At 66.7% G+C, this 3,814-nt stretch carries 4 protein-coding genes and 1 pseudogene; 1 reads left to right on the top strand and 4 read right to left on the bottom strand.

Annotated features, from left to right (window positions below; genetic code table 11):
- The first annotated feature begins 435 nt into the window (after positions 1–435).
- A complete protein-coding gene (locus AX735_RS04345) occupies positions 436–966 on the top strand; it encodes a hypothetical protein (RefSeq protein ID WP_066276157.1) in 531 nt (176 codons plus the stop codon).
- Positions 967–1,025: 59 nt separating this feature from the next.
- Here AX735_RS04345 and AX735_RS04340 read toward each other — a convergent pair whose 3' ends face one another.
- The 4 genes and pseudogenes from AX735_RS04340 to AX735_RS25610 form a co-directional block, all read right to left on the bottom strand.
- Positions 1,026–1,286: a hypothetical protein gene (locus tag AX735_RS04340; protein ID WP_066276150.1), complete on the bottom strand. Its 261-nt coding sequence runs from the start codon at positions 1,284–1,286 to the stop codon at positions 1,026–1,028.
- The gene (gene ccoS, locus AX735_RS04335; protein ID WP_066276148.1) at positions 1,283–1,447 is read right to left on the bottom strand and encodes a cbb3-type cytochrome oxidase assembly protein CcoS; all 165 of its coding nucleotides are present in this window, start codon (positions 1,445–1,447) and stop codon (positions 1,283–1,285) included. The genes AX735_RS04340 and ccoS overlap by 4 nt, the downstream gene beginning before the upstream one ends.
- The gene (locus AX735_RS04330; protein ID WP_137775894.1) at positions 1,444–3,570 is read right to left on the bottom strand and encodes a heavy metal translocating P-type ATPase; all 2,127 of its coding nucleotides are present in this window, start codon (positions 3,568–3,570) and stop codon (positions 1,444–1,446) included. The genes ccoS and AX735_RS04330 overlap by 4 nt, the downstream gene beginning before the upstream one ends.
- Before the next feature lie 5 nt (positions 3,571–3,575).
- Positions 3,576–3,814, bottom strand: a pseudogene (locus AX735_RS25610) (FixH family protein); the annotation flags it as partial.

Below are 3,814 nucleotides of genomic sequence, written 5' to 3'. Positions count from 1 at the left end.
AGCAGCACCTAAATCTCCACCGAAAATTACACCACGAGCGCGGACGCTAACCGCGGTAACGGCGCGGCCAACCATTGCAGATGCGGGACGTGCTTGCTTCAGCAGGCCAATAATCAATGTTTATCAATGTTTTTGTTGGCTGGTCGCGGCCAGCAGGGGTTGGCCTGCCGGTTGACGCAAACGACAAATCGAAATGGTTAACATCTTCAGATTTGGGTTAACGGCGCACGTTCCGAAATGGAGTTGTAAAATTGCCGGGACATGGCCGCAAACCCGCAGAAAACGCTGATTGGCGCAAATTTCCTCCGAATCGGATGTAATTCGCGCGACAGCCCAGCCAGTTCTCGTGCGCTCGCGACCCGTGCCAGGCGGGGAACGGACCTGTGCGTCGCCTCGTATGCTTCCTGTCGGGCCGGGTGACACAGGAGAAACCCCATGCATAACAGTTTTGTATCCGCCATTTTCGACAACGAGCGCCAGGCCGGACAGGCGGTCGAACAGCTCCGCACCGCAGGCGTGCCGGATAGCGCGATCTCGATCGTCGCCAGATCGGACAATGGCAAGGCCACCACGACCGATGGGGCCGGTGAAGACACGACGCGCGATGTTTTGGGAACCGCCGCTGCAGGCGCAGGGCTGGGTGCGCTGTTCGGCATTGCCGCGCTGGCCATTCCCGGCGTCGGGCCATTCGTTGCGGCCGGTGCGATAGCCGAGGCCGCCATCGGCGGCGCAGCGGTTACCGGGACTGTCGTGGGCGCTGCCGCTGGCGGATTGATCGGCGTGCTCACCAGCCATGGCGTCGACGAGGACGAGGCACGCTTCTATGAAGAGCGCATGACCCAGGGCGGCATCTTCGTATCGGTCGATGCCGATTCCGCAGGCGTCTCGCCGATGCACGTGCGCGATATCCTGTTCGGCGCGGGCGGCTACAATTCCACGGGCGCGCGCAGCGGCACGCTTGCCTGACAAGACAGCGGATCAGGGCGGTGGCTGACAGTCACCGCCCTTGCATCGCTGCACGCGCCTCAGCAGTGCGAATCGGATTTGCCTGCAAGCCCCTTGGTGCGCCGGTCGGTCATGGCGTGACAGGCTTTCGCGCAATCGCCTTGCTTTTTCGGCAGGCCGTCGTTGCGTTCGGGAATGACGATCGTCGTCGTTCCGCCATTGCAATTCTCCATCACCAGCACCCGCCCCTGCGCGCGGGCAAGCGGGGCGTTGACCAGCGCAAGCGCCACCAGGAGTGCACAGAGCGAGGCCATTCCGCCGGGCCGGCGCAGCGCGTTCATGGCTGCACCCGAGAGCGGTCGGCATCATCCTCGACCAGGATGCGCAGCGCTGCGCCATCCATGTCTTCATACTGACCGCCCTGGACCGACCAGAAGAACGCCCCAAGGCCCAGCAGCCCGAGGCAGAGGGCAATGGGGATCAGCAACAGCAGGCCGTTCATTTCAGGGCTCCCTTGAGACGCAGCGCGTTGCCCACCACGATCAGCGACGATCCCGACATGGCGATCGCGGCGACCAGCGGCGTGACCAGTCCGGCAAAGGCCAGCGGCACCGCGATGACATTGTATCCGATCGCCAGCGCGAAATTCTGGCGAACGATGGCCTGGGTGCGGCGGGCCATGCGGATGGTGTCGACCACGGGCATCAGCCGATCGCCCATGAAGATACAGTCCGAAGCGTTCTTGCCGACATCACTGGCCGATCCGGGGGCCATCGAGGCGTGGCCGGCGGCGAGCGCGGGGCCATCGTTCAACCCGTCGCCGATCATCAGCACCTTGTGACCCGCGCCGCTGCTCCGCGCGATGGCGGCCAGCTTGTCCTGCGGGCTGAGCCCAGTCATCGCGGTAAGACCCAGCGTGCGCGCGACCGGAGCGACGGCTTCGGTGCGATCGCCCGATAGGATCATCGCATCGACCCCTTCGGCCCTCAGCGCCGTGATGGCTTCCACGGTATCGGGGCGCAGCGCATCGGCAAAGCGCACCAGCGCGACGGGACGCCCATCGATGCTCAGCTCGCTCGCCAGTTCGCTGCCCGCTTCCGGACCTTGCGGCCTGCCCAGTGTGACCGGCTGGCCCTGCCACAGCGCGGCGACGCCGAAACCGGGCGTTTCCTGGACTTCGTCGATCTGCGCGGCGTGTACGCCCTGCGCGGTCAGGTCGCGGGTAAGCGCAGCGCTGAGCGGATGGCGGCTCATCTGCGCCAGCGCCAGCAGTACCGGGCGATGCTCCGCCGCGATCTCAGCCAGATTGCTCGCGACCGGCCGGCCGAGCGTGAGCGTTCCGGTCTTGTCGATCAGCGCGCGGTCGATCTCGGCCATGCGCTCGAGCGCCGAGCCGTCCTTGATCAGCACGCCGCGCTTCATCAGCGCGCCCGCCGCGACGATCTGCGCTGCGGGCACGGCGAGGCCGAGCGCGCAGGGGCAGGTGATGATCAACACCGCCACCGCGATCAGCAGCGCCTCGTGCCAACCTGCACCCGCGACCATCCATCCGGCAAAGGCGGTGAGCGCCAGCCCGTGCACCGCCGGGGCATAGAGCCGCGCGGCGCGGTCGGCGATGCGGACATAGCGCGACTTGCCCTGCGAGGCTTCACCCATCAGCCGGGCAATATCGGCGATGGCGGTATCGGTTCCGGCGGCGGTGACGCGCACGCGCACCGGCGCATCGATATTGAGCGTCCCGGCATGCACCACATCATCGAGCGCCGCCTCCTGCGGCGCGCTCTCGCCGGTGAGCAGCGACAGGTCGATCCGCGTGCTGCCCTGAACGATCACGCCATCGGCCGCAAGGCGCTCGCCGGCTGCCACCAGCATCACCATGCCGGGCTGCAGCGCGGTCGCATCGGTCCAGTGGGTGCTGCCATCGGGCCCGAATACCATCGCGCCGGTGCCCATGTTGCGCAGCAGCGCAGTAACGCCGCCGCGCGCGCGGTCGCGCATCACGCTGTCGAGCCAGCGCCCGCACAGCAGGAAGAACAGCAGCATCACCGCGCTGTCGAAATAGGCATGGGCGCCGTGGGTTGCGGTCTCGTACAGGCTGAGCGCGGTGGCGAGCGTCACGCCGATGCTGATCGGCACGTCCATATTCGTGTGCCCGTGGCGGAGCGCGCGCCAGGCCGAGCGGAAGAAGGGCCGCCCGGCATAGGCGATGGTCGGCAGCGCAATCAGCGCCGAAAGCCAGTGGAACAGGTCGCGCGTCACCCCGGTCGCGCCCGACCAGACCGAGACCGATAGCAGCATGATGTTCATCATCGCAAAGCCGCTGACCGCGACCGCGCGCACCAGCTCCTTGCTCGTCGCCGCTTCGCCATCGACGTCCTTCGGCCCCTCGCCGATCGGGTGCGCCTCGAACCCCAATGAGGTGAACGCACCGAGCAGGTCGGGCATTTCGGCATCGGCGGTATGCGCCAGGTGCACGCGCTTCTCGGTGAAGTTGACGCGCGCGCTTCGGATCCGGGCATCGCGCACCAGCCCCTGTTCGAGTTTGGAGATGCAGCCGGCGCAGCGGATATCGGGCACGGCAAAGTCGCGTTCGATCAAGGCCGTTTCGGGCGCCAAACGGGTCATCACGTTCACTTGAGGTCCCTCCGATAGCGTGCCTCGTCGCCGCCATGGGCCACGGAGAGCTCGACCCGCCAGCGGCCCTGGGGCAGCATCCTGGTCGAGATCATCCCGCCCTGGCCGTCGCCGACCATAACCAGCGCCTGGGAAGGGAGGCGGCCGAGCGGGTGGTGGATCATCGCCTTGGCGCTTTCGATCGGCAGCTTCGCGTCCTGCCGTGCCAGAGTCACGCGGACATGGCGGGTACGGT

It is taken from the genome of Blastomonas sp. CCH1-A6, from assembly GCF_001556365.1.
Classification (GTDB): Bacteria; Pseudomonadota; Alphaproteobacteria; order Sphingomonadales; family Sphingomonadaceae; genus Blastomonas; species Blastomonas ursincola.
The sequence above is the reverse complement of the archived record's forward strand: the minus strand, read 5'-3'. Positions and strand labels throughout refer to the sequence as shown.